The 22,276-nt window shown below is 33.0% G+C and carries 17 protein-coding genes; 16 read left to right on the top strand and 1 reads right to left on the bottom strand.

Going from position 1 to position 22,276, the window contains the following annotated elements; translation table 11 throughout:
* Positions 1-166: 166 nt before the first annotated feature.
* The 11 genes from SOJ_RS09410 to SOJ_RS09360 all read left to right on the top strand — a co-directional run bounded on the left by SOJ_RS09410 (position 167) and on the right by SOJ_RS09360 (position 15,831).
* Positions 167-931, top strand: coding sequence for an isoprenyl transferase (locus SOJ_RS09410; RefSeq protein ID WP_002507854.1), 765 nt, complete (start codon positions 167-169; stop codon positions 929-931).
* Between the two features lie 17 nt (positions 932-948).
* The gene (locus tag SOJ_RS09405) at positions 949-1,731 is read left to right on the top strand and encodes a phosphatidate cytidylyltransferase (protein ID WP_002507853.1); all 783 of its coding nucleotides are present in this window, start codon (positions 949-951) and stop codon (positions 1,729-1,731) included.
* A 327-nt stretch (positions 1,732-2,058) separates the two neighbouring features.
* Positions 2,059-3,345, top strand: a complete 1,287-nt coding sequence (gene rseP / locus SOJ_RS09400; protein ID WP_002507852.1) for an RIP metalloprotease RseP — start codon at positions 2,059-2,061, stop codon at positions 3,343-3,345.
* A gap of 19 nt (positions 3,346-3,364) precedes the next feature.
* Entirely contained in the window at positions 3,365-5,065 is a 1,701-nt protein-coding gene (locus SOJ_RS09395; RefSeq protein WP_002507851.1) for a proline--tRNA ligase, read from the top strand.
* A gap of 363 nt (positions 5,066-5,428) precedes the next feature.
* Complete coding sequence (locus tag SOJ_RS09390; protein WP_002507850.1) at positions 5,429-9,745, top strand: PolC-type DNA polymerase III; 4,317 nt, start codon at positions 5,429-5,431, stop codon at positions 9,743-9,745.
* Between the two features lie 167 nt (positions 9,746-9,912).
* Complete coding sequence (gene rimP / locus SOJ_RS09385; protein ID WP_002507849.1) at positions 9,913-10,380, top strand: ribosome maturation factor RimP; 468 nt, start codon at positions 9,913-9,915, stop codon at positions 10,378-10,380.
* Between the two features lie 23 nt (positions 10,381-10,403).
* Complete coding sequence (nusA, locus tag SOJ_RS09380) at positions 10,404-11,579, top strand: transcription termination factor NusA (RefSeq protein ID WP_002507848.1); 1,176 nt, start codon at positions 10,404-10,406, stop codon at positions 11,577-11,579.
* 17 nt (positions 11,580-11,596) lie between these two features.
* The gene (gene rnpM, locus SOJ_RS09375; protein WP_002507847.1) at positions 11,597-11,881 is read left to right on the top strand and encodes an RNase P modulator RnpM; all 285 of its coding nucleotides are present in this window, start codon (positions 11,597-11,599) and stop codon (positions 11,879-11,881) included.
* Positions 11,878-12,195: a L7Ae/L30e/S12e/Gadd45 family ribosomal protein gene (locus SOJ_RS09370; protein ID WP_002507846.1), complete on the top strand. Its 318-nt coding sequence runs from the start codon at positions 11,878-11,880 to the stop codon at positions 12,193-12,195. The genes rnpM and SOJ_RS09370 overlap by 4 nt, the downstream gene beginning before the upstream one ends.
* Before the next feature lie 4 nt (positions 12,196-12,199).
* Complete coding sequence (gene infB, locus SOJ_RS09365) at positions 12,200-14,311, top strand: translation initiation factor IF-2 (RefSeq protein ID WP_002507845.1); 2,112 nt, start codon at positions 12,200-12,202, stop codon at positions 14,309-14,311.
* A gap of 524 nt (positions 14,312-14,835) precedes the next feature.
* Entirely contained in the window at positions 14,836-15,831 is a 996-nt protein-coding gene (locus SOJ_RS09360) for a hypothetical protein (protein WP_230456621.1), read from the top strand.
* Positions 15,832-15,895: 64 nt separating this feature from the next.
* On the opposite strand, the gene SOJ_RS09355 is transcribed toward SOJ_RS09360, so the two are convergent.
* On the bottom strand, positions 15,896-16,768 hold the full coding sequence (locus SOJ_RS09355; protein WP_002507843.1) for an HTH domain-containing protein: 873 nt from the start codon (positions 16,766-16,768) through the stop codon (positions 15,896-15,898).
* A 434-nt stretch (positions 16,769-17,202) separates the two neighbouring features.
* On the opposite strand from SOJ_RS09355, the gene rbfA reads away from it, so the two are divergent.
* The 5 genes from rbfA to pnp all read left to right on the top strand — a co-directional run bounded on the left by rbfA (position 17,203) and on the right by pnp (position 22,209).
* Positions 17,203-17,550 carry a 30S ribosome-binding factor RbfA gene (gene rbfA, locus SOJ_RS09350; RefSeq protein WP_031265894.1) on the top strand — a complete coding sequence of 116 codons (348 nt, stop codon included), beginning with the start codon at positions 17,203-17,205 and terminating at the stop codon, positions 17,548-17,550.
* 128 nt (positions 17,551-17,678) lie between these two features.
* A complete protein-coding gene (gene truB, locus SOJ_RS09345; RefSeq protein ID WP_002507841.1) occupies positions 17,679-18,596 on the top strand; it encodes a tRNA pseudouridine(55) synthase TruB in 918 nt (305 codons plus the stop codon).
* 13 nt (positions 18,597-18,609) lie between these two features.
* On the top strand, positions 18,610-19,581 hold the full coding sequence (gene ribF, locus SOJ_RS09340; RefSeq protein ID WP_002507840.1) for a riboflavin biosynthesis protein RibF: 972 nt from the start codon (positions 18,610-18,612) through the stop codon (positions 19,579-19,581).
* A gap of 104 nt (positions 19,582-19,685) precedes the next feature.
* Positions 19,686-19,955: a 30S ribosomal protein S15 gene (rpsO, locus tag SOJ_RS09335; protein WP_002507839.1), complete on the top strand. Its 270-nt coding sequence runs from the start codon at positions 19,686-19,688 to the stop codon at positions 19,953-19,955.
* A gap of 154 nt (positions 19,956-20,109) precedes the next feature.
* Entirely contained in the window at positions 20,110-22,209 is a 2,100-nt protein-coding gene (gene pnp, locus SOJ_RS09330) for a polyribonucleotide nucleotidyltransferase (RefSeq protein ID WP_002507838.1), read from the top strand.
* The last annotated feature ends 67 nt before the right edge of the window (positions 22,210-22,276 follow it).

Raw genomic sequence — 22,276 nt, 5'->3', positions numbered from 1 at the left:
AAGAAGAAGTATATCATTTATTTATCTGAACTGTATCAAATCAGACTTTGGTACAGTTTTTTTATTTGTTTATTCAATGCACCTATCTATTATGATAAAATGGTAGATAATTGCATCTAGAATCTAATTATAATAAACAGAGATGATCAAGCTCGGAGGAAATACCATGTTTAAAAAGTTAAAAAAGAAGAAAGAAAATCAGTATAAGCAATCCGATATAGATTTGGAAGTACATAATATACCCGAACATGTTGCTATAATTATGGATGGTAATGGTCGTTGGGCTAAACAAAGAAAATTGCCTAGAATAAAAGGTCACTACCAAGGTATGCAAACTGTTAAAAAAATTACTAAAGCAGCTAGTGATTTAGGAATTAAATATTTAACATTGTATACTTTCTCTACAGAAAATTGGACAAGACCTAAAAATGAAGTGAATTACATCATGAACTTGCCAGTTAACTTTTTAAGAACATTTCTACCAGAGTTGATAGAAAATAATGTTAAAGTAGAGACGATTGGTTTTATTGAGCATTTACCAACATCTACACTTAAAGCGATAGATAAAGCAAAAGAAGAAACAAAAAATAATACGGGCTTAAAATTGGTCTTTGCTATAAATTATGGCGGACGAGCCGAAATTGTCCACAGTGTGAAATCAATTTACGACAAATTGACTGCTGAAGGTTTAACAAGTGAAGCAATCACTGAAGAAATGATTAATGAGCATTTAATGACTCATTGCTACCCTGACCCAGATCTTTTGATTAGAACATCAGGAGAGCAACGTATTAGTAATTTCCTAATCTGGCAAGTATCTTACAGTGAATTTTTATTTAATGAAAAATTATGGCCAGATTTTGATAAAGAAGAATTAATAAACTGTATTAAAATTTATCAATCTCGTCAAAGGCGTTTTGGGGGATTATAAGTAGTTAGGAGAATAGTATGAAAGTTAGAACTTTGACGGCAATCATAGGACTTATCATTTTCCTCCCGGTCTTACTAAAGGGCGGAGTTATATTAATGCTGTTTTCGTATTTATTAGCGTTCATAGCATTGAAAGAATTGCTGAATATGAATATGATTAAGTTTTTATCGGTGCCAGGTATCATAAGTGCGTTAGGAATTTTAATTATTATGTTACCTCAAGGCGCGGGTAACTGGGTTAATGATTTACAATTAAAGTCATTAATAGCAATGAGTTTTATTTTATTAAGTTATACAGTGCTTTCTAAAAATAGATTTAGTTTTATGGACGCTGCATTTTGTCTAATGACGATTGCGTATGTTGGTATTGGTTTCATGTATCTTTATGAAACACGATCTGAAGGCTTACACTACATACTATTTGCATTTCTAATCGTATGGTCAACAGATACAGGGGCTTATATTTTTGGTCGCTTAATGGGCAAACATAAATTATGGCCTGTGATTAGTCCTAATAAAACAATAGAAGGTTTTGTTGGCGGATTGATTTGTAGTTTAATTATTCCACTTGTTATGATTATGTTTGTAGACTTTAATATTGCAACGTGGATATTATTAATTGTTACGATCATTTTAAGTATGTTTGGACAGCTTGGTGACCTTGTTGAATCAGGTTTCAAACGCCATTTTGGTGTGAAAGACTCTGGTCGTATTTTGCCTGGTCATGGTGGCATTTTAGATCGCTTTGACAGTTTTATGTTTGTATTGCCACTATTAAACATCTTGTTAATACAAGCTTAACTACAGATTCATAGTGATACTATACAATTATATAAACAAAAATAAGGAGTTAATGAGATAAAATAACTGAGTGCTTCAATGCAGTTATTTTATTTATTAACTCCTTTTCACAAGCAAAAATACTTTGTGTAATTACGACTGTACAATGATAAGAATAATGTAAGCGAGTGACTAGAAGACATATTAAAGTTACGTGTGTCACTCAGCATTGTTGTGTTATACTTTTATAATCTAAAGTAAGCAGTTAGTCATAAGAAAATGAATCATATGAATTAATATATGAAGTATGAGCAAGCAATTTATTTCGAAAATATGAGGTGTAGCAAAGTGAGTTTTCTAGTAACAATTATTTCATTTATAATCGTTTTTGGTGTCCTTGTCACAGTTCATGAGTACGGACATATGTTTTTTGCAAAACGCGCAGGCATTATGTGTCCGGAATTTGCAATTGGTATGGGGCCTAAAATATTTAGTTTCAGAAAAAATGAGACATTATATACGATTCGATTATTACCTGTCGGAGGTTACGTACGCATGGCTGGTGATGGTTTAGAAGAACCACCAGTTCAACCAGGTATGCATGTAAAAATAAAATTAAATGACAAAGATGAAATTACGCACATCATTTTAGATGATCAACACAAATTTCAACAAATTGAAGCAATAGAAGTAAAACAATGTGATTTTAAAGATGGCTTATTCATTGAAGGGGTAACATCATATAATCAAGAAAGACAACGCTATGCAATAGCTAAAACGTCTTACTTTGTAGAGAATGGTAGTTTAATTCAAATTGCACCTAGAGATCGTCAATTCACGTATAAAAAACCTTATCAAAAATTCTTGACTTTATTCGCAGGACCATTGTTTAATTTCTTACTTACATTAGTATTATTTATTGGTCTAGCATATTATCAAGGTACAGCAACAAATTCAGTTGATGAAGTTGTTAAAGATTCACCTGCTGAACAAGCAGGTCTTAAATCTGGGGACACGATTGTTAAAGTAGGAAACCATAATATTGATGGTAAAGATGATATTGATAAAGCAGTAAAAGAAATTAAAGATAACGAGACAAAATTAGTCGTCGAACGTGATGGCAACAAACAAACATTTGATATTAAACCTAAAAAGATTGAACAAAAAGTAACGAAAACACACTCAGAAACAAAATATTTATTAGGTTATAGTGCAACGACTGAACACACTATTTTCAAACCAATTGCAGCGGGTGTGGAACAAACACTTAGTGCAGGTAAAATTATTTTCACTGCAATTGTAAGTATGATTGCAAGCATTTTCACTGGAGAATTCTCATTTGATATGTTGAATGGTCCAGTAGGTATATATCATACTGTCGACTCTGTCGTTAAAACTGGTATAATTAACTTGATTTCATGGACTGCTTTGCTAAGCGTTAACTTAGGATTAATGAATTTACTACCAGTACCAGCGTTAGATGGTGGACGAATTTTATTTGTAATTTATGAAGCAATCTTTAGAAAACCAGTAAATAAAAAAGCAGAAACTACAATTATCGCCATTGGTGCCGTATTTGTATTAATCGTTATGGTATTAGTGACTTGGAACGATATTCAGCGTTATTTCTTATAAGAGGGAGAGAAGCATTTAAATGAAACAATCAAAAGTATTTATACCAACTATGAAAGAAGTGCCAGCTGGTGCTGAGGCATTAAGCCATCGACTATTATTAAAAGCAGGCTTAATCAAACAAAGTACAAGTGGAATTTACAGTTACTTACCAATTGCAGCGAGAGTATTAAATAATATTGAAGCTATCGTACGCGAAGAGATGGAGCGTATTGATGCGGTTGAAATATTAATGCCAGCATTGCAACCATCAGAATTATGGGAAGAATCAGGACGTTGGAGTGCATATGGTCCAGAACTTATGCGTTTACAAGATCGTAATGGCCGTCAATTTGCGCTTGGACCAACACATGAAGAAGTTGTGACTTCAATTGTTCGTGATGAATTGAAATCATATAAACAACTGCCAATGACACTTTTCCAAATACAATCTAAATTTAGAGATGAAAAGCGTCCACGTTTCGGTCTGTTACGTGGTAGAGAATTTATAATGAAAGATGCTTATTCTTTTCATGCTGATGAAGCGTCACTAGATGAAGCATATGAAGATATGTACCATGCATATGGTCGCATCTTTAATCGTGTAGGTATTAACGCGAGACCTGTTGTTGCTGATTCAGGTGCAATTGGTGGTAGTCATACACATGAATTTATGGCGTTAAGCGAAATCGGTGAAGACACGATTGTGTACAGTGAGCAAAGTGATTACGCTGCAAATATTGAAAAAGCTGAAGTGGTTTACCATCCTAATAAAAAACATGAAGATGTACAACCGTTAAAAAAAATTGAAACGCCAAATGTGCATACAGCACAAGATCTTGCGACATTTTTAAATAAACCATTAGACGAAATTACTAAATCTATGATATTTAATGTCGATGGTGAATTTATATTAGTATTAGTTCGAGGTCACCATGAAATTAATGATATTAAATTAAAAGCTTATTTTGGTACTGACAATGTGGAGCTAGCAACTGAAGATGAAATTATTAATATTTTAGGTGCAAAACCAGGTTCACTGGGTCCAGTTTTCGATAAAGACATTAAAATTTATGCAGATAATTTCATTCAAGATTTGAATAATATCGTCGTTGGTGCGAATGAAGATGGATATCACTTGTTAAACGCAAATGTCGATCGTGACTTTGAAGTAGAAGCCTATGGAGATTTTAGATTCATTTTAGAAGGTGAATTATTAGCAGATAGCTCAGACAAAGCGCACTTTGCAGAAGGTATTGAAGTAGGCCAAGTCTTTAAACTTGGAACAAAATACTCTGAATCAATGAACGCTACGTTCTTAAATGACCAAGGTAGAGCACAACCATTATTAATGGGATGTTATGGCATTGGTATTTCAAGAACATTAAGTGCAATTGTTGAACAAAATAACGATGAAAATGGTATTATTTGGCCAAAATCAGTCACACCATTTGAATTACATTTAATCACAATCAATCCTAAAAAAGATGACCAACGTGAATTAGCGGATCAATTATATACGCAATTAAAAGAAAATTATGATGTACTTTATGATGACCGTAAAGAACGTGCTGGTGTGAAATTTAATGATGCTGATTTAATCGGTTTACCAATACGTATTGTCGTAGGCAAAAATGCTGCAGAAGGCATTGTAGAAGTTAAACGTCGCGATACTGGTGACAGTGAAGATGTGCATATCGATAATTTAATCAATTATGTAAATGAATTATACACAAATTTATAATCTATAAGGGAATTGCTAGATGTTACTTATATAAAATCATAAGGCTGGCGCATAAATTCAACAATCTATATTTGTGAGTGTAAATTAAAAAATATACACTAGCTGTCTCATTTTTAGATATGTTTGACTCAAACTTTTAAAGAGGGGGCGGGAATACGAAATCAAATTTTAAAGTTTGATTTCTGTTCCGCTCCCATTTATTATTCACAAAAATATGAATTTAATTTATTAAGTTTAACTATTAGAATTTCACACATATCCGTTATAATATAGAGAATGGAATAATAATACATACACCGTCATTTAATGTAAGTAATTATATACAAGTAAAGCAGTGTAATTAATAGTAAGGTGGTTATCGTCATGGCAATGACAAATCAGGAAAAATTTAAAATCCTAGCTGACCAAATTAAAATAACAAACCATTTGGAACCAGAAATTTTGGAACAAAGTGAACTAACGCGTGTGGATGTTAAGACAACAGATCGTACATGGGTGTTTCAAATCACATTACCACACTTTCTATCAATAGAAGATTATTTGCTTTTTACAGGTGCAATTACAGAAGAGTTTAAATCAATTGCAAATGTAGAATGTAATATTACGATAAATAATAAATCAAATCAAGATGAATATGCGATAAAGTATTTTAATCATTGTATTGATCAAACACAACTTTCACCTAAAGTAAAAGGACAATTAAAGCAAAAACGCTTAATTATGTCGGGAGATGTTCTAAAAGTAACTTGTCAAAATGATGTCGAGAGAGATCATTTTGATAAAGCCTGTAATGGTAGCTTAGTTAAAGCTTTTCAACAGTGTGGATTCGATATTAGTAAGATAGTTTTTGAAACGGATAGCGTTGGAAACGAAGATGATTTAGCATCATTAGAAGCACATATTCAAGAAGAAGATGAAAAGAGTGCACGTGAAGCTACTGAAAAATTAGAAAAAATGAAAGCCGAGAAGGCAAAACAACAAGATAATAATGAAAGTTCGGTAACTAAGTGTCAAATTGGTAAACCAATCCCAATTGATAATATTAAACCTATAGATTCTATTATTGAAGAAGAATTCAAAGTAGCAGTTGAAGGTGTTATTTTTGATATTAACTTAAAAGAGTTGAAGAGCGGGCGACACATTGTAGAGTTGAAAGTAACTGACTATACAGATTCGCTCGTATTAAAAATGTTCACTCGTAAAAACAAAGATGATTTAGATAACTTTAAGGCATTGAGCGTCGGTAAATGGGTTCGCGCACAAGGACGCATAGAAGAAGATTCATTTGTTCGTGATTTAGTGATGATGATGTCAGATATTGAAGAAATTAAAAAAGCTACGAAACAAGATAAATCTGAAGAAAAACGAGTAGAATTCCATTTGCATACGGCAATGAGTCAAATGGATGGCATACCTAATATTTCAGCGTACGTAGATCAAGCAGCAAAGTGGGGTCATAAAGCTATTGCAGTGACTGACCATAATGGTGTACAAGCCTTTCCAGACGCACATGCGGCAGCTGAAAAAAATGGTATTAAAATGATTTACGGAATGGAAGGTATGTTAGTTGACGATGGTGTACCTATTGCATACAAACCTATGGACCGTGATTTGAAAACCGCAACATATGTTGTATTCGACGTTGAAACGACCGGTTTATCCAATCAATACGATAAAATTATCGAGCTCGCTGCAGTCAAAGTTAAAGACGGGGAAATCATTGATAAGTTTGAACGTTTTAGTAATCCACATGAACGTTTATCCGATGTTATTATTAATTTGACACATATTACGGATGATATGTTAGTTGATGCACCAGAGATAGAAGAAGTCCTTACAGAGTTTAAAGCATGGGTAGGGGACGCTATTTTCGTTGCTCATAACGCATCCTTTGATATGGGCTTTATAGATACTGGATATGAACATGTCGGTATTGGTGCGTCTACAAACGCTGTAATAGATACACTTGAATTATCAAGAACAATCAATACTGAATACGGTAAACATGGATTGAACTTCTTAGCCAAAAAATACGGCGTAGAGTTAACACAACACCATAGAGCAATTTATGATACGGAAGCAACGGCTTATATGTTTATTAAAATGCTTAAACAATTAGAAGAACTTGACGTTCATAATCACCAAGATATTAATACATCGTTATCAAATGAAGATGCATACAAACGTGCACGTCCGAACCACGTCACACTTATTGTTCAAAATCAACAAGGTCTTAAAAACTTATTCAAGATTGTAAGTGCGTCCTTAGTCCAATATTATTATAGAACACCTAGAATTCCACGTTCATTATTAGATGAATATCGTGAAGGTATTCTCGTTGGTTCTGCATGTGACGAAGGAGAAGTATTTACTGCAGTAATGCAAAAAGATCAGTCTCAAGTTGAACGTATAGCTCAATACTATGATTTCATAGAAATTCAACCGCCTGCTTTATACCAAGGCTTAATTGATAGAGAACTGATACGTGATAATGAAACATTATATGAAATATATAATCGTTTAATTCGTGCGGGTGAAGTCAACGATATTCCTGTTATAGCTACAGGAAATGCACACTATTTGAATGAACATGATTCGATTGCGCGTAAAATATTGATTGCTGCACAACCTGGTAATCCATTAAACCGTTCTACATTGCCAAAGGCGCATTTTAGAACTACAGACGAAATGTTAGACGAATTGCACTTCTTGGGTGAAGAAAAAGCCTATGAACTTGTCATTAAGAATACTAATGAGCTAGCAGATCGTATAGAGCGTGTTGTTCCAATTAAAGATGAGCTATATACACCAAGAATGGAAGGCGCAAATGAAGAAATTCGAGAAATGAGCTATTCTAATGCAAAAGACCTCTACGGTGATGATTTACCACAAGTTGTAATTGATCGTCTTGAAAAAGAATTAGAGAGTATTATAGGTAATGGCTTCTCTGTTATATACCTCATTTCACAACGACTTGTTAAAAAATCTTTAAATGACGGATATCTCGTTGGTTCACGTGGTTCTGTAGGATCAAGTTTTGTAGCAACTATGACAGAAATCACAGAAGTTAATCCATTGCCACCACATTACATTTGTCCAAAATGTAAAACGAGTGAATTCTTTGATGATGGCTCTGTTGGCTCTGGTTTTGATTTAGCAGATAAAAAATGTGAAACTTGTGGTAGCGACCTTATTAAAGAAGGTCAAGATATTCCTTTCGAAACATTCTTAGGCTTTAAAGGCGATAAGGTACCAGATATTGACTTGAACTTTAGTGGAGAATATCAACCGAATGCACATAATTATACAAAAGAATTATTTGGTGATGATAAAGTATTCCGTGCTGGAACAATTGGTACAGTCGCAGAGAAAACAGCTTTTGGTTATGTGAAGGGTTATTTAAATGACCAAGGTATCCATAAACGTGGCGCAGAAGTAGATAGACTTGTTAAAGGTTGTACAGGCGTTAAACGTACATCTGGACAACATCCAGGTGGTATTATTGTAGTACCTGATTATATGGATATATATGATTTCACACCTGTACAGTTCCCAGCGGACGATCAGTCTTCATCTTGGATGACAACGCATTTTGATTTCCACTCCATACATGATAACGTTCTAAAGTTAGATATACTTGGACACGATGATCCAACAATGATTCGTATGTTACAAGACTTATCAGGAATAGATCCCAAAACAATTCCAGTGGATGATAAAGAAACGATGGGCATCTTTAGTTCGCCTGAACCTTTAGGTGTTACACAAGAGGAAATTTTATGTAAAACTGGCACGTTTGGTGTACCAGAATTTGGTACTGGCTTTGTTAGACAAATGTTAGAAGACACAAAACCAACAACATTTTCAGAACTTGTTAGGATATCAGGATTATCACATGGTACAGATGTATGGTTAGGGAACGCTCAAGATTTAATACGTTCAGGTAAATGTGATTTAGCGAGTGTAATATGTTGTCGTGATGATATTATGGTTTATTTAATGTATAATGGTTTAGAGCCGTCACTTGCCTTTAAGACAATGGAATTTGTGCGTAAAGGTAAAGGGTTGACTGACGATATGGTCGAAGCAATGGTAGACAATGAAGTACCTGATTGGTATTTAGATTCATGTAGAAAAATAAAATACATGTTCCCTAAAGCCCATGCCGCAGCTTATGTGTTAATGGCGGTAAGAATTGCTTACTTTAAAGTACATTATCCACTATATTATTATGCAAGTTATTTCACAGTACGCGCATCTGACTTTGATTTAATTACAATGATTAAAGATAAAGAAAGTATTCGTAATACTGTTAATGATATGTACTCACGTTATATGGATTTAGCTAAAAAAGAAAAAGATACTTTAACAGTGCTTGAAATAATGAATGAAATGGCACAACGTGGTTTCCGTATGCAGCCAATCAGTTTAGAAAAAAGTAAATCATTTGAATTTATTATTGAAGGCGATACTTTGATTCCACCATTTATATCTGTTCCAGGTTTAGGTGAAAACGTTGCACAAAGAATTGTAGAAGCTCGTGAAGAAGGTCCATTTTTATCTAAAGAAGATTTAAATAAAAAAGCTGGTTTATCACAAAAAGTAATAGAATACTTAGATGAATTAGGTTCTTTACCTAATTTACCTGATAAAGCGCAATTATCAATTTTTGATATGTAATGAACAAAAAGCATGAATTAACTTGTCATTATAGGCTTTTTACAAATATAGTTATTTGTCTACCAAATAAACATATGATATAATAATAGTGCTTAAAAAATTAGACTCAGGCAGAAAGAGTGGGCATAATACCCGCTCTTTTCTATTTGCCAAAACAGGAGGTCAGCATGAGTAAAATAACTGAGCAAGTTGAAGCAATAATTCAACCTGTCCTTGACGACTTAAATTTTGAATTAGTAGAAGTTGAGTTTACAAAAGAAGGAAACGATCATTTTTTAAGAGTATCTATCGATAAAGAAGGTGGCGTAGATTTAAATGATTGTGCGCTTGCTTCTGAAAAAATAAGTGAAGTAATGGATTCAGAAGATCCTATCGAACAGATGTATTATTTAGATGTTGCCTCACCTGGTGCTGAAAGACCAATTAAAAAAGAAAAAGAATATCGCAACGCTGTGACTAAACCAGTATTTGTTTCTTTATATGCTCCAATCGAAGGCGCAAAAGAATGGTTAGGTATATTGCAATCAGTTGATGATGAAACAATAGTTATGGAAGTTAAAGAGAAATCAAGAACAAAACAAGTTGAAATACCAAGAAGTAAAATCGCTAAAGCACGTCATGCAGTAATTATATAACGTGACGAGGAGGATGATAAATCGTGTCAAGTAATGAATTATTATTAGCTACTGAGTACTTAGAAAAAGAAAAGAAAATTCCTAGAGAAGTATTAATTGATGCTATCGAAGCGGCATTAATTACTGCTTATAAAAAGAACTATGAAAGTGCAAGAAACGTTCGTGTTGAATTAAATATGGACGAAGGTACATTTAATGTTATCGCACGTAAAGAAGTGGTTGAAGAATCATTTGATAACAGAGAAGAAATCGACTTAAGTACGGCACTAGTAAAAAACCCTGCTTATGAAATTGGTGATATCTATGAAGAAGACGTAACACCAAGTGATTTCGGACGCGTAGGGGCGCAAGCAGCTAAACAAGCTGTTATGCAACGTTTACGTGATGCTGAACGTGAAATACTATATGATGAATTCATCGACAAAGAAGATGATATTGTTACTGGTCTTATTGACAGAGTAGATCATCGTTATGTATATGTGAATTTAGGGCGTACTGAAGCTGTATTGTCCGAAGCAGAAAGAAGCCCAAATGAAAGCTATATTCCAAATGAAAGAATAAGAGTGTATGTGAACAAAGTTGAACAAACTACAAAAGGACCACAAATATACGTTTCAAGAAGCCATCCAGGTCTATTAAAACGTTTATTTGAACAAGAAGTACCAGAAATCTTTGACGGTACAGTAGTAGTTAAATCTGTAGCTCGCGAAGCTGGCGATCGCTCAAAAATCAGTGTACACTCAGACAACCTTGACATCGATGCAGTAGGTGCTTGTGTAGGTTCTAAAGGTAGTCGTGTTGAAGCTGTTGTTGAAGAACTTGGCGGTGAGAAAATTGATATTGTGCAATGGGATGAAGATCCTAAAGTGTTTGTAAAAAATGCTTTAAGCCCGTCACAAGTATTACAAGTTATTGTTGATGAAGAAAATCAATCAACTGTAGTTGTAGTGCCAGATTATCAATTATCATTAGCTATAGGTAAACGCGGACAAAACGCCCGTTTAGCTGCTAAATTAACTGGTTGGAAAATTGATATTAAATCAGAAACAGATGCTAGAGAAGCAGGTGTCTACCCGACAGATGTTGAAGGCACAGAAGATCAACTTAATGATGTTGTTGACGAAGAGAATGTTGATTTGGAAGACACAGTCAATGAAGACTCTGAAACAGTAACTGAAGAAGAAGACGCTGAAAAATAACTTGGGGTGATAACTTTATGAAAAAGAAAAAAATTCCAATGCGTAAATGTATACTTTCAAATGAAATGTACCCTAAGAATGACATGATTAGAGTTGTAATTAATAAAGACGGACAAATTTTTGCTGATGCAACTGGCAAACAACAAGGCCGTGGCGCTTATGTATCTAAAAATGTTAAATTAGTAGAAGAAGCGCAACAAAAAGAAACATTAGAAAGATATTTCAAATCTGATGCTGAAACGTTAGAGCCTGTTTATAAAGAGATTATACGTCTTATTTATCGTGAAGAGATACCTAAATGACAAAAGAAAAAATCGTGAATTTTTTAGGTTTAGCAATGCGTGCAGGAAAAGTTAAAACAGGCGAATCAGTCATTATAAATGATTTGAAGAATAATAAATTAAAGCTCGTAATCATTGCAACAGATGCTTCTGACAACACAATGAAAGTGATGCAGAACAAATGTGAAAGTTACCATATATCATTACGTATATTTGGAACAAGAGCTGAATTAGGACAAGCTTTAGGTAAAGCAGAACGTGTAAACATTGGAATCACTGATCAAGGCTTTGCTAAAAAGTTATTGTCAATGATTGATGAATATCGTAAGGAGTGACTATATGAGTAAACAAAGAATTTACGAATACGCTAAAGATTTAAAATTAAAGAGTAGAGATATTATCGACGAATTGCAGAAGATGGACGTTGAGGTAACAAGTCATATGCAAACGTTAGAAGATAATCAAATTCACGCATTAGATAAAATTTACAAACCTGAAAAAGCAAAAGAAGCAGAGAAAAAACAACAAAAAACTGCTCAAAACAAGCAACAATCATCAAATAATAAAGGTAACCAAAACAACAAGAATAATCAAAATAATAAAGGTAACCAAAATAATAAATCAAACAACAATAAACCGAATAACAAAAAGAATAATAAAAAATCAAAACAAATCAAACAAGAAGAACCTAAAGAAATTCCAGAAAGAATCACTTATCAAGAAGGTATTACAGTAGGTGAACTTGCGGAGAAATTAAACGTAGAGTCTTCAGGTATTGTTAAAAAACTATTCTTACTTGGTATTATGGCTAATATTAATCAATCATTAGATGAAGAAACACTAGAGTTAATCGTTGATGATTACGGTGTTGAAGCTGAAAAAGAAATTGTTATTGATGAAGAAGATTTATCAATTTACTTCGATGATGAAACTGAAGATGAAGATGCTGTTGAACGTCCAGCAGTTGTTACAATCATGGGACACGTTGACCATGGTAAAACAACGTTACTAGATTCTATTCGTCATACAAAAGTAACAGCTGGAGAAGCTGGTGGTATTACACAACATATTGGTGCTTACCAAATTGAAAATGATGGTAAAAAAATTACATTCCTAGATACTCCAGGTCACGCAGCATTTACAACAATGCGCGCGCGTGGTGCACAAGTAACGGATATAACTATTTTAGTTGTAGCAGCTGATGATGGTGTTATGCCTCAAACAATTGAAGCAATCAATCATGCTAAAGAAGCAAATGTACCTACAATTGTTGCTGTTAACAAGATTGATAAACCGACATCAAATCCAGATCGTGTAATGCAAGAATTAACTGAATATGGTTTAGTACCTGAGGATTGGGGCGGCGATACAATCTTTGTTCCACTCTCAGCATTAAGTGGAGATGGCATTGATGATTTAATAGAAATGATTGTACTTACTTCTGAAGTACAAGAATTAAAAGCTAATCCAAGCAAAAAAGCTGTTGGTACAGTAATCGAAGCTGAATTAGATAAATCACGTGGACCATCAGCCTCATTATTAGTACAAAACGGTACACTTAACGTTGGTGACTCTTTAGTAGTTGGAAATACGTATGGTAGAATTCGTGCTATGGTCAATGACTTAGGTCAACGTATAAAAACTGCAGGACCATCTACACCAGTTGAAATTACTGGTATTCATGATGTGCCAAAAGCAGGCGATCGATTTGTTGTTTTCAAAGATGAAAAACAAGCAAGACGTATTGGTGAATCTCGCCATGAAGCGAACGTAATTCAACAACGTCATGAAAGTAAGAGTGTTTCATTAGATAACTTGTTTGAACAAATGAAACAAGGTGAAATGAAAGATTTAAATGTTATTATTAAAGGCGATGTGCAAGGTTCAGTAGAAGCGCTTGCTGCATCTCTAATGAAGATAGACGTTGAAGGCGTAAATGTACGTATCATTCACACTGCTGTGGGTGCAATCAACGAGTCTGACGTTACACTAGCTAACGCTTCAAATGGTATCATTATTGGCTTTAACGTTCGTCCTGATACAGGTGCGAAACGTGCTGCTGAAACTGAAGGCGTTGATATGCGTCTACACCGCGTTATTTATAGTGTTATAGAAGAAATTGAATTCGCAATGAAAGGTATGCTAGATCCAGAATTCGAAGAACAAATTATTGGACAAGCAGAAGTTCGTCAAACGTTCAAAGTTTCTAAAGTTGGTACAATCGCAGGTAGTTATGTTATTGATGGTAAAATCACGCGTAATGCTGGCGTTCGTGTCATTAGAGACAATATTGTACAATTTGAAGGTGAATTAGATACACTAAAACGTTTTAAAGATGATGCTAAAGAAGTTGCTAAAGGTTACGAATGTGGTATCACAGTTGAGAAATACAATGACTTAAAAGAAGGCGACATTATCGAAGCTTTCGAAATGGTTGAAATAAAAAGATAAGTAATTGGAGATTAATCCAATTTAATGACAAGAAAGCCTCCAATAATTTGGAGGCTTTTTATATTGACTTCAGATTTGTATATATGGCAGATAATTACTTCAATTTATAATTTTATGTTGAAAATATGAGTGGATTTTTTAATGTAATTATTAGAATTAAAGTGCTATCCAAAAGTGAAATATATAAGTATAATGATATTATTACATAAAAATCTAACAATTTAGTTTATGGATTAAAATATAACATGACTCAACTATACAACTTCAACTAGAAATAGAAATTTTAACACCTCGTAATAATGTAGCTTACTTTAAATATCAAATTAAAAAACGCCTTAACGAAACAATTTTCACAACAATTAAATCTTATATTAAAAGGGTAACATATGTTTTTCAACATCATATGTACTTGTTTGGTTGCGAATAAGTAAAAATATTGTAGTAAAATTTGGGGATAACTATTTTATTGACACTAGTTGTCTATGTACTTAATTACAATTAAATGAAATAGGAGGTTATAAATGATGAGTGAATATTTAAGGGAAATCAATGAATTTTGGCAAGAATATTTAAAGCAATATAACTCTATTTATGATCAAAATACTTTAGAACAAATTATAAAAAATGATGATACAACAGCATTTTTACATCCACAGGATTTAGCGTATTTTAAAGAACATTTTGGGAATAACTTTACTGAAATACCTAGATTTAAAAAAATGATAGACTTTGCAAATGGAAAAGTAATTATTGATAAAAATAGACAAAGAATTTTATTTGAAAATGCAGAAATAAACCCTGCTATAGCTAGACCATATTTTGGAAACCCTGATTTAGCAGATATTGTTATATTAAAAAAACAGCCCGAAAATGATTTTAAAATGTATGAACCCGATATACCAGAATCTGTAGTGATAGATTATCGCCAAAGAATATTATTGGATATACAAGGTAGATTAACATTTAATGGAGAGAAATTGTTTTTACCCTATATCGATAAACATAGATGGTTTATGAAATATTTATATAACGCTTCTTCGACTTTAAAACGTTTTAATATTGATCCAAACAGAGTTATGGTACTTAACTTTTTCCCTTATCAATCGGGTCATACTGCAGGAATACCAAAAGATTTTTTAACATTTAAACATGGCTTACCTTCTCAGCGAATGAGTTTTGATTTGTTGTTGAAACTTTTAAACGATGATAAGCATCGTATATATCTTGTTAGTGAGGAAGAACTATATATTTCGATTTTAAAGAACTTTGCTCATAGTTCTTTATGTGACTATCTAATTGATCATTTATTCGTACTTGCTTCAAAACAAAATCGGCATGTTACTTTATGCAATGTGCTAAGTTACCAAGAACACAAAATGCATTTAAGAAAAAAACAAGAATTGAGTAAAATAGAATACTACAATTGGAATAAAGAACAAAGAGAAAAACGAGAAAAAGGTAATTCAGATTTTTATAGAAAAATTAGCACAATGCAAAAAGATGTAGAACATCAACACTAAAATATAAATTATAAAAAAGCCTATATTCAGCATAGAAGATATCTAAGGCGAGTATAGGCTAATTTTAAATGTCATAGTTTTTAAATATAGTCTGGATATGTGTTTTGAATTCATCTACATAATATTGAGGTTCTATGATTGTAATATACTGTGGATATTCATATGCAATTTGTAGGCTTTCTTTTTTTGAAATAATAATATTAGCGATAGTTCCATAATCACTTTTACTTGTGTCAATAATAATGAACTGTCTTTGTATTTCGGACCAAAGAGGATCTTTAATAAGTATTTTTACAGCCTGAATATCTGAAAAAATAGCTTTATCAAACACTTCGTCAAGTTGATCGATATTTATAATTGATGACAAATTTAATATTTGTATCTTTCCTTGATACAAATAAGTAAACCAATATTTGTTTGAAAAATATCTAGTATATATAGGTATTACTTTTATAGTCAAATCATGACTTATATGTATTGCAACAAAGTTATTATTTTCAATTGCTAGTTGGAGTCTAAAAATTAACGTGGTTTTGCTCATCTCACGAGTCACTTTGAACTGACTTAAGAGTTTGTTAGACAATATTTTTTCAGCAAGATTAGAGTTTGCATTCAGCCCTCTAATGAGATTATAAGTATCTTCATGTATTATCGGTGTGAAATTTTTCAATCTAAAGAGCAAGTTAAGTAATCTATTATTTTTAAATTTATATCTGTCGATTCTTAAACAATGTTTTTCAAAGTTATTATCATATATTATTTCACCATCAAGGCCATGCCATTCATTATCTTCGTATAAAAAATTATTAATATCACTAAAATCTCGCTGTATGGAACGAACATTGACATTTAGTCGCTGGGCGAGTTCTTCTTTATTGAGTTTCTTTCCGTTTAAAAAGCGGGTATAAATATATAAAAGTCTTTCTGGTTTTTCCAATCATTTACAACTCCTAAAATAAATAAAATTAATTATTAAGTTGTCTTATAGTATAACATTATAGTTTATATAATGTGTGAAACTATATAAAAAATATTTATAGATAAAGGAAATGCATTTGTACGTCAGAAATTCCACTTAAAATAACAGTTGGGCATAATATTAAACACTTGAGAAATTTAAAATAGATTTATTGACTATTAATGAAAAAATGTTTCATAACATAACAGTTAGGAATTAAAATAATGCCTATGTGTCATAAAATGTTTATTTTTTGTTAATAATGTACAATATAAAGTGTACAGGACTCGAACAAAACTTTTGAAAATAGTAGTTACTGAAATAATAAATTTGTTTGACGTTATGAAATGAACTGTCATATAATCTTTAAGTAAGGAAACATTTCCCGGACAAATAAATCGTGTGAGGTGAATATAATGAATATGAGAGCTGAACGTGTTGGCGAACAGATGAAGCAAGAAATTATGGATATCGCTAATAACAAAGTCAAAGACCCAAGAATCGGATTTTTAACGATTACAGATGTGCAATTAACAAATGATTTATCAATTGCAACAATCTATTTAACAGTATTAGGTAATGAAAAACAAAAAGAAGATACTTTTAAAGGGTTAGAAAAGGCAAAAGGTTTTATTAAATCTGAACTAGGTTCAAGAATGAGATTACGAATTATTCCTGAATTGAATTTTGAATATGATGAATCAATTGATTACGGAAATAAAATTGAAAGAATGATTCAAGATTTACACAAAAAAGATTAATTATTATAACAAGCTGGAACAAAATCTTTTTAGATTTTATGTTTCAGCTTTTTTACATAACACAAAGTAAGCTGAGTCATGTTAATATGTAAGTAATGTAAAAAAAGAGCATTAAAGGTGGCGTGGAAATGTATAATGGTATTTTGCCTGTGTATAAAGAACGTGGTTTAACAAGCCACGATGTAGTATTTAAATTGAGGAAAATTTTAAAAACAAAAAAAGTTGGACATACTGGTACTTTAGACCCGGAAGTATCAGGCGTTTTACCTATATGTATTGGTGGTGCAACAAAAGTTAGTGATTACATCATGGATATGGGGAAATCTTATAAAGCGACTGTTACACTTGGAAGCAGTACAACTACTGAAGATCAAACTGGTGAAATCCTTGAGCAAACAACTATTGCTCAAGATGAAATTATAGCTCAGGACATTGATCAAATATTGAATCAATTTGAAGGAACGATTACTCAAATACCACCGATGTACTCATCAGTAAAAGTGAATGGGAAAAAATTATACGAATATGCAAGGAATAATGAAGAAGTAGAAAGACCAGAGCGACAAGTTAATATTATACAAATTAAACGCACATCAGAACTTCGCTTTGAAGACGAAAGTTGCCATTTCGATATTTTAGTTGAATGTGGCAAAGGAACATACATCAGAACTTTAGCGACAGATATTGGAAAAGCCTTAGCATTTCCAGCCCATATGTCAAAATTAACTAGAATCCAAAGTGGTGGGTTTGATTTAGAGGAGAGTCTCACACTCAATGACGTTGCAGAATTACATGAGCATGACACGTTACAAGAAAAGCTATTTCCTATAGAATATGGGTTAAAAGGTTTAAAACAAATTTTGATTTCAGATGAAATAGTAAAAAGCAAAATTTTAAACGGCCAAAAATTTTATAAAAAAGAATTCACAGAAGCAATAGATACGATAGTGGCATTAGTAGATGTTACAGACAATAAAGTCTTAGCAATTTATGCACCACATCCTGAAAAAAATGACGAAATTAAGCCTAAGAAGGTATTTAACTAAAGGAGAAATACGCATGAAAGTGATAGAAGTAGCTCATCCAATTCAAGAAGATCAATATATAACGGAAGACGTTGCCATGGCTTTTGGTTTTTTTGATGGCATGCATAAGGGACATGCGAAAGTATTTGATACTCTAGAGCAAAAAGCAAAATCATCCAATTTAAAAAAAGCTGTGATGACGTTTGATCCTCATCCTTCGGTAGTTCTAAATCCTGAACGGAAACGTACTGATTATTTAACACCAATACAAGATAAAGTTGAAATATTAGAGTCTTATGGCATAGATTATTGTATTGTTATTAACTTTTCTTCAAAATTTGCCAATGTACCCGCTGAAACTTTTATAGAAGAATATATTATAAAAAATAATGTAAAAGAAGTAATAGCTGGTTTTGATTTTACATTTGGTAAATTTGGAAAAGGTAATATGATGATATTAAATGAAATGACTGAATTTAATACGACAGTTGTAAGTAAACAAGAAATAGAATCCGAAAAAATTTCCACTACTGAAATTAGAAAATCGCTTAAAACAGGCGACTTGCAAAAGGCTAATGAAGAATTAGACTATCTCTACCGCATTAAAGGAACAGTAGTACAAGGTGAAAAACGTGGCAGAACAATTGGATTTCCAACAGCAAACGTTCAACCTAGTGGTGATTATGTATTGCCTAAAAATGGTGTTTACGCAGTCAGTATGGAAATCGGGGCAAATAAAAAAGTTTATAGAGGCGTGGCCAATGTGGGTGTAAAACCTACATTTCATGATCCTTCTAAAGCACAAGTAGTTATAGAAGTGAATTTATTTGATTTTAACGAAAATATTTACGGCGAGCGTGTCACTGTATTTTGGCATCATTATTTAAGACCAGAAATTAAATTTGATGGGATAGATCCTTTAGTAGAACAAATGAATAAAGATAAAGAAAAAGCAAAATACTTATTATCGGTTGATTTTGGGGACGAAATATCATATAATATTTAAGTCGAATGTGTTTTACACATTTAAGGCACCTTTATCTTGGCAGTCCGAGTCTCCAACGGTTCGCTCGGTTAAAGGCGCATAAAAATAAAAGGAGGAAATTGACTATGGCAATTTCACAAGAACGTAAAAATGAACTAATTAAAGAATATCGTACACACGAAGCGGATACTGGGTCACCAGAAGTACAAATCGCTGTGTTAACTGAAGAAATCACTACATTAAACGAACATTTACGTCAACACAAGAAAGATCACCATTCACGTCGTGGACTATTAAAAATGGTAGGTCGTCGTAGACATTTACTTAACTATTTACGTGACAAAGATGTACAACGTTACCGCGAATTAATTAAATCATTAGGTATCCGTCGTTAATTTTAATATGGATATTGATAGGGAAAGAACCTTTAGGGTCCTTTCCCTTTTTTATAATCTAGAAAGCATATTATTTAAAAAGTAATATACTAATATAAAATTTTTCTGAGAAATGATATGATATAACTAATAGATATATGAGAGGAGATTCGTAATGTCTCAAGAGAAAAAAGTTTTTAAAACTGAATGGGCAAATAGATCATTAACGATTGAAACAGGGCAACTTGCTAAACAAGCTAACGGTGCTGTGTTAGTTCGTTATGGTGATACAGTAGTATTATCTACTGCAGTAGCTTCAAAAGAACCACGCGATGTTGACTTTTTCCCATTAATGGTAAATTATGAAGAAAAAATGTATGCAGCAGGTAAAATTCCTGGTGGGTTTAAAAAACGTGAGGGACGTCCAAGTGACGAAGCAACATTAACTGCGCGCTTAATCGACAGACCAATTCGTCCACTTTTCCCTAAAGGATATAAGCATGATGTACAAATCATGAATACCGTATTAAGTGCTGATCCTGACTGTTCTCCAGAAATGGCAGCAATGATAGGTTCATCTATGGCACTTAGTGTCTCGGACATTCCATTCCAAGGGCCAATTGCTGGTGTAAACGTAGGTTATGTTGATGGTGAATACGTGATTAACCCAACTGTTGCACAGAAAGAAGTGTCGCGTCTTGACTTAGAAGTAGCTGGACACAAAGATGCTGTAAACATGGTTGAAGCAGGGGCAAGTGAAATTACTGAAAGTGAAATGCTTGAGGGAATCTTCTTTGGTCATAATGAAATACAACGTTTAGTTAATTTCCAGCAAGAAATTGTTGATCACATCCAACCAGTGAAAAAACCATTCACACCCGTTGAACAAGACGAAAAGCTTGAAGACAAAGTGAAACAGCTTACTGAAGCCAATGGTTTAAAAGAAGCTGTATTAACGTTTGACAAACAACAACGTGATATCAATCTTGACACATTAAAAGAAAAAGTCGTTGCAGAATTTATTGATGAAGAAGATGCTAATAATGCTGAACTAATTAAAGATGTTCATGGCATTTTAAATAGTTTAGTAAAAGAAGAAGTAAGAAGATTAATCGCTGAAGAAAAAATCAGACCTGATGGCCGTAAATCAAATGAAATTCGTCCACTAGAATCAGAAGTTGGCGTCTTGCCACGAGTACATGGTTCTGGTTTGTTTACACGAGGTCAAACACAAGCACTATCTGTGTTAACATTAGGTTCAATGAGTGAATATCAAATTCTTGATGGTCTTGGTGAGGAACAACAAAAACGTTTCATGCACCATTACAATTTCCCTAATTATTCAGTTGGTGAGACAGGTCCAGTTCGTTCACCAGGACGTCGTGAAATTGGACACGGTGCTTTAGGTGAACGTGCATTGAGTCATGTGATTCCAGATACTAAAGATTTCCCTTATACTGTAAGAATTGTGAGTGAAGTATTAGAATCAAATGGTTCATCTTCACAAGCGTCAATTTGTGGTTCTACGTTAGCTCTAATGGATGCAGGTGTTCCTATTAAAGCTCCAGTAGCAGGTATTGCTATGGGATTAGTAACACGTGATGATAGTTATACTATTTTAACGGATATTCAAGGTATGGAAGATGCTTTAGGTGACATGGACTTTAAAGTAGCAGGTACGCCTGAAGGCATCACTGCAATACAAATGGATATTAAAATTGATGGTCTAACAAAAGAGATTATTAGAGAAGCTTTAGATCAAGCACGAGAAGGTCGTTTAGCTATTTTAGATCATATGTTACAAACAATTGATACAACACGCAGTGAGTTAAGTGCATTTGCACCTAAAGTCGTTACGATGACAATCAAACCTGAAAAAATCAGAGATGTTATTGGTCCTGGTGGTAAGAAAATCAATGAAATCATTGATCAAACAGGTGTGAAACTTGATATTGAACAAGATGGTACAATCTTTATAGGTGCTGTTGATAAAGATGCAATCGCCGAAGCGCGTAGTATCATAGAAGACATTACACGTGAAGCTGAAGTTGGCCAAGTATATGAAGGCAAAGTAAAACGTATCGAAAAATACGGTGCATTTGTTGAATTATTCCCTGGTAAAGATGCTTTAGTTCATATTTCACAAATTGCAAATGAACGTATTGATAAAGTAGAAGATGTATTGAAAATTGGAGATACATTTAAAATAAAAGTAACAGAAATTGATAAACAAGGTCGCGTGAATGCGTCTCATAAAGTACTTTTATCAAATTAATATAAAATAAAAAATCGAATTTTATTAGAAACTAGTAAATGATATGAATCGCGTTACGATAGAATGT

It is taken from the genome of Staphylococcus sp. OJ82, from assembly GCF_000294465.1.
Classification (GTDB): domain Bacteria; phylum Bacillota; class Bacilli; order Staphylococcales; family Staphylococcaceae; genus Staphylococcus; species Staphylococcus equorum.
This window is presented reverse-complemented; position numbering and strand designations above follow the sequence as displayed.

Excerpts from the sequence above, each read along its gene's own strand:
- SOJ_RS09405 (WP_002507853.1), top strand. The coding sequence starts at position 949 with ATGAAAGTTAGAACTTTGACGGCAATCATAGGACTTATCATTTTCCTC.
- infB (WP_002507845.1), top strand. The coding sequence starts at position 12,200 with ATGAGTAAACAAAGAATTTACGAATACGCTAAAGATTTAAAATTAAAG.
- rpsO (WP_002507839.1), top strand. The coding sequence starts at position 19,686 with ATGGCAATTTCACAAGAACGTAAAAATGAACTAATTAAAGAATATCGT.
- SOJ_RS09390 (WP_002507850.1), top strand. The coding sequence starts at position 5,429 with ATGGCAATGACAAATCAGGAAAAATTTAAAATCCTAGCTGACCAAATT.
- SOJ_RS09410 (WP_002507854.1), top strand. The coding sequence starts at position 167 with ATGTTTAAAAAGTTAAAAAAGAAGAAAGAAAATCAGTATAAGCAATCC.
- rimP (WP_002507849.1), top strand. The coding sequence starts at position 9,913 with ATGAGTAAAATAACTGAGCAAGTTGAAGCAATAATTCAACCTGTCCTT.
- rnpM (WP_002507847.1), top strand. The coding sequence starts at position 11,597 with ATGAAAAAGAAAAAAATTCCAATGCGTAAATGTATACTTTCAAATGAA.
- pnp (WP_002507838.1), top strand. The coding sequence starts at position 20,110 with ATGTCTCAAGAGAAAAAAGTTTTTAAAACTGAATGGGCAAATAGATCA.
- SOJ_RS09370 (WP_002507846.1), top strand. The coding sequence starts at position 11,878 with ATGACAAAAGAAAAAATCGTGAATTTTTTAGGTTTAGCAATGCGTGCA.
- ribF (WP_002507840.1), top strand. The coding sequence starts at position 18,610 with ATGAAAGTGATAGAAGTAGCTCATCCAATTCAAGAAGATCAATATATA.
- SOJ_RS09360 (WP_230456621.1), top strand. The coding sequence starts at position 14,836 with ATGAGTGAATATTTAAGGGAAATCAATGAATTTTGGCAAGAATATTTA.
- SOJ_RS09395 (WP_002507851.1), top strand. The coding sequence starts at position 3,365 with ATGAAACAATCAAAAGTATTTATACCAACTATGAAAGAAGTGCCAGCT.
- truB (WP_002507841.1), top strand. The coding sequence starts at position 17,679 with ATGTATAATGGTATTTTGCCTGTGTATAAAGAACGTGGTTTAACAAGC.